At 50.9% G+C, this 3745-nt stretch carries 3 protein-coding genes; 2 read left to right on the top strand and 1 reads right to left on the bottom strand.

Going from position 1 to position 3745, the window contains the following annotated elements; genetic code table 11:
* Positions 1 to 10 precede the first annotated feature (10 nt).
* A complete protein-coding gene (gene purF, locus A918_RS0116880; protein WP_022712195.1) occupies positions 11 to 1585 on the bottom strand; it encodes an amidophosphoribosyltransferase in 1575 nt (524 codons plus the stop codon).
* A gap of 449 nt (positions 1586 to 2034) precedes the next feature.
* Between purF and A918_RS0116875 the strand changes: the two genes are divergently transcribed.
* Together A918_RS0116875 and A918_RS0116870 are read left to right on the top strand one after the other, a co-directional pair.
* Complete coding sequence (locus A918_RS0116875) at positions 2035 to 2652, top strand: TetR/AcrR family transcriptional regulator (RefSeq protein ID WP_022712194.1); 618 nt, start codon at positions 2035 to 2037, stop codon at positions 2650 to 2652.
* The coding region (locus tag A918_RS0116870; protein ID WP_022712193.1) for a DUF418 domain-containing protein at positions 2649 to 3745 on the top strand (1097 nt) is incomplete at its 3' end. The genes A918_RS0116875 and A918_RS0116870, both read left to right, overlap by 4 nt.

Below are 3745 nucleotides of genomic sequence, written 5' to 3'. Positions count from 1 at the left end.
TTTTAGGATTTTAGCCGTTGCTGGAAAGTAATGCGAAATTGTGAATATTCGACAATTCTTCCTGATCGACCAGACGGGTCGGATAGTCGCCCGTAAAATAATGGTCGGTAAATTGCGGAGCTTTCGGATTACGCTTCTCGCCGCCGACTGCCTCGTAAAGACCGTCAATGGAGAGGAACTCCAGCGAATCCGCGCCAATATAATCGCACATTGCTTGCAGATCCGGATATTGGTTGGCCAGCAGCTTGTCTGCATCCGGCGTATCAATACCGTAGAAATCCGGATGATGGATCATCGGGGAGGCCACACGGATATGCACTTCCTTGGCTCCGGCATCGCGGATCATTCGCACGATTTTCATCGAAGTGGTGCCACGCACAATGGAGTCATCCACCAGCACAACACGTTTGCCTTCAATAATGGCACGGTTTGCGGAATGTTTCAGCTTTACGCCGAGGGCGCGGATCTGCTGTGTCGGTTCAATAAAGGTACGGCCGACATAGTGATTGCGAATAATGCCGAGCTCAAACGGAATACCGCTGGCTTGCGCATAGCCGATTGCTGCCGGAGTGCCGCCATCCGGCACAGGCACTACAACATCCGCTTCAACCGGAGATTCTTTGGCCAGATTAATACCGGCGTTTTTACGCGCAACATAAACATTGCGGCCGCCGACAACGGAGTCAGGACGGGCAAAATAGACATATTCAAACAGGCAAACACGTTCCGGCTTGCGGTTCGAGGCCTTGATGGATGTGGTGCTGATAGAGCCGTCTGCCTGTGTTTCGCAGATGATAACTTCGCCGTTTTCCACATCGCGGATATATTTCGCACCGATAATGTCGAGTGCGCAGGTCTCGGAGCAGAAAATCGGCTTGCCGTCGAGTTCACCCATAACCAGCGGGCGGATACCGACAGGATCGCGCGCTGCAATCAGTTTAGTGCGGGTCATAGCGAGGATCGCATAGCCGCCTTCAACCTGACGGATTGCATCGACAAAACGGTCGCTGGATGACGCAAGGCGCGAACGGGCGATGAGATGCAGCACAACTTCAGAATCAGAAGTGGACTGGCAGATCGCACCGGAGGCAATCAGATGACGGCGCAGGCTCAGACCATTGGTGAAATTGCCGTTATGGGCAATGGCGATGCCGCCGACTTCCAGTTCGGCAAATAGCGGCTGCACATTGCGCAGCACAGTTTCACCGGTAGTGGAGTAGCGCACATGACCGATCGAAAGATTGCCCGGTAGCTGCTTCAGTGTTGCAGGATTGGTGAAATGATCGCCAACCAGTCCCATGTGACGTTCGGAATAGAAGCGTCCTTCATGATAGGAAACAATACCGGCCGCTTCCTGTCCGCGATGCTGCAGGGCATGAAGGCCGAGAGCTGTCAGCGTTGCTGCATCCTCATGGCCGAGAATGCCAAAGACGCCGCATTCTTCATGCAAGGCGTCTTCATCAAAGGAAAAACGGGAAGAATTATGAAGCGGTTCTGTGCCGCCGCTCTCTCCTGTGTGAGAGGCGCAGATCTTCTGAGAATGATCTGACGAAATATGGGCGGTTTCACCGGAATGACTTATCATAGCCGCTGGGCCTTTCGATTGCAGAGCAATTAAAAATGCTCTCTATCATAAGAGTGCTTTTGCTGCATAGTCCCAAAACCGAAAGCTTTCCGGTTGCAGTGCCATGCAAAAGGAACAATTCAGAGCATTACGCAGAGTTCAGACGACTGAGGCTCAAAATGCAGCTCTGATGAAAAGTCTGAGCGGGACATCAGGAAGAGGGTGTTCGGGAGACGATTATGTTTTCTGCTGTTCTCAGCAGGAAAATTGCTCCTTCGCAGACATTACTCCCCATATGTCTCTGATTTTCAGCCTCATATATGGCGGTTAGTCCTTAGACACAACAGTTCTCCTCAGGTTTTAAACAATAGCACAATTTGGTCGCAGTCTGTGCGGATTATTTTATCGCTTGCGTCAGTTGCGATTTCAAATTAATAAACCGAGCGTTCAGTCTATTTTAGAGGTGCGCTATGCGCGTAACAGATCCTGAAAAACATCAGGCAAAGAAACAGATGATTTTGGAGGCGGCGAAAGCCTGTTTCGCGGAGCAGGGGTTTCACCAGACTAGCACGGCACAAATTTGTGCGGCGGCAGGTGTCAGTACCGGAAATCTGTTTCATTATTTCGCTAGCAAGAAAGCAATCATCGCTGCGATTGTTGAAGAAGATTTGCAGCAGACCCAGATATTTGTCGCGGCATTGCGCGAGCAGGAAAATCTTGTGACCGCATTGGACGCTTTTTTTGATGTGGTGCTGGATGTTTCTTCTGACCCTGAACAGGCATCGCTGGCTCTGGAAATTGCTGCAGAGGCAGGGCGGGATGCGGAGATCGGTGTTTTATACCGGCTGAGCACCCGTGTGATGCGTGAGGAACTGGAATATCTGGTCAGCCTCGGAATGGAGCGCGGACAGTTCAGCCGGCAATTTTCTGCCGCGTCGGTTGTGCATTGTCTTATGGTGACGGTGGACGGTATTTTCAGCCGCGTTTCTGTCGACCCGCAATTCAAACCTCAGGAGCAGAAAGCAGCATTGAAAACAATGATGACGGGCGTGCTTGGTCTTGCAAATGGCAAGGAGGCGCAGAAATGAAATCAGATGTCCCGTCTCCGGCTGCAAAGCCTGTATCCCGTATTGCGGATGTGGATGCCCTGCGCGGATTTGCGCTGCTGGGCATTTTGCAGGTCAATATTCTGGCCTTTTCTTCCATTTTTTATGGGTTTCCAAACAGCGATGCAGAATTAAGTTTTGGTTTTAACGAAGTCGTGCAGTTAATCATCTCAACAATCTTTGAGATGAAATTCTATCTGCTGTTCTCTTTCCTGTTCGGCTATAGCGTCACGCTGCAAATGCAGTCGGCAGAGCGTGCCGGAGAGGCTTTTATTCCGCGTTTTTTACGGCGTCAGGCCGGTTTATGGATTGTCGGTCTGCTGCATGCAGTTCTGCTTTTCCATGGCGACATTCTGACAACCTATGCTGTGCTCGGCGTGGTTTTATTATATTGGCGGAACAAGCCGGATAACACGCTGATTAAAGCTGCGGTGTGGCTGATTGGTTTAACGGCATTGCTCTGGCTGTTGGTCGGCGCTTTGTTCTGGAATCCGGATCAGACAGACATTGCTGAACTCTTAGCTGAAGCGCAGCTGGCTCATACAGCCTATAGCGGCAGTTTTGGCGCAGTTATCATGCAGCATATAACAGAGCTGCAAACCATGTGGATTTTGCTGTTATTGATACAGGCGCCTTGTGCGCTGGCTATGTTCTTGCTCGGTTTTCTGGCAGGCAGGCACCAGTTTCTCGCGCAACCGGAGCTGTACAGGCCTTATCTGAAACCGGCAATAAAAGCCGCTATCATGATCGGTTTGCCCGCATCGGTACTGACTGCGCTGACAGGTTTGTTTGCAAGTGGCACAGAATGGGAAGTGTTTGGCTTGGCATTGACCCTTGTGACGGCGCCGCTGATGACTTTGGGTATAATCGCACTGATGCTCCGGCTTTTCGGCACAAAACATGGCCAGTTCTGGCGTGATGCACTGGCTCCGGCAGGACGCATGGCATTGTCCAATTATCTACTGCAATCGCTGATATGCAGTTTCATTTTCTACGGCTTCGGGCTTGGATTGATCGAGAAAACAACGGCAATTGTCAATGTTCTGATTGGCCTGTCTGTTTTCATTGTCCAGCT

The sequence above is a fragment of the Pseudochrobactrum sp. AO18b genome, assembly GCF_000409565.1.
Lineage (GTDB): Bacteria > Pseudomonadota > Alphaproteobacteria > Rhizobiales > Rhizobiaceae > Pseudochrobactrum > Pseudochrobactrum saccharolyticum.
This window is presented reverse-complemented; position numbering and strand designations above follow the sequence as displayed.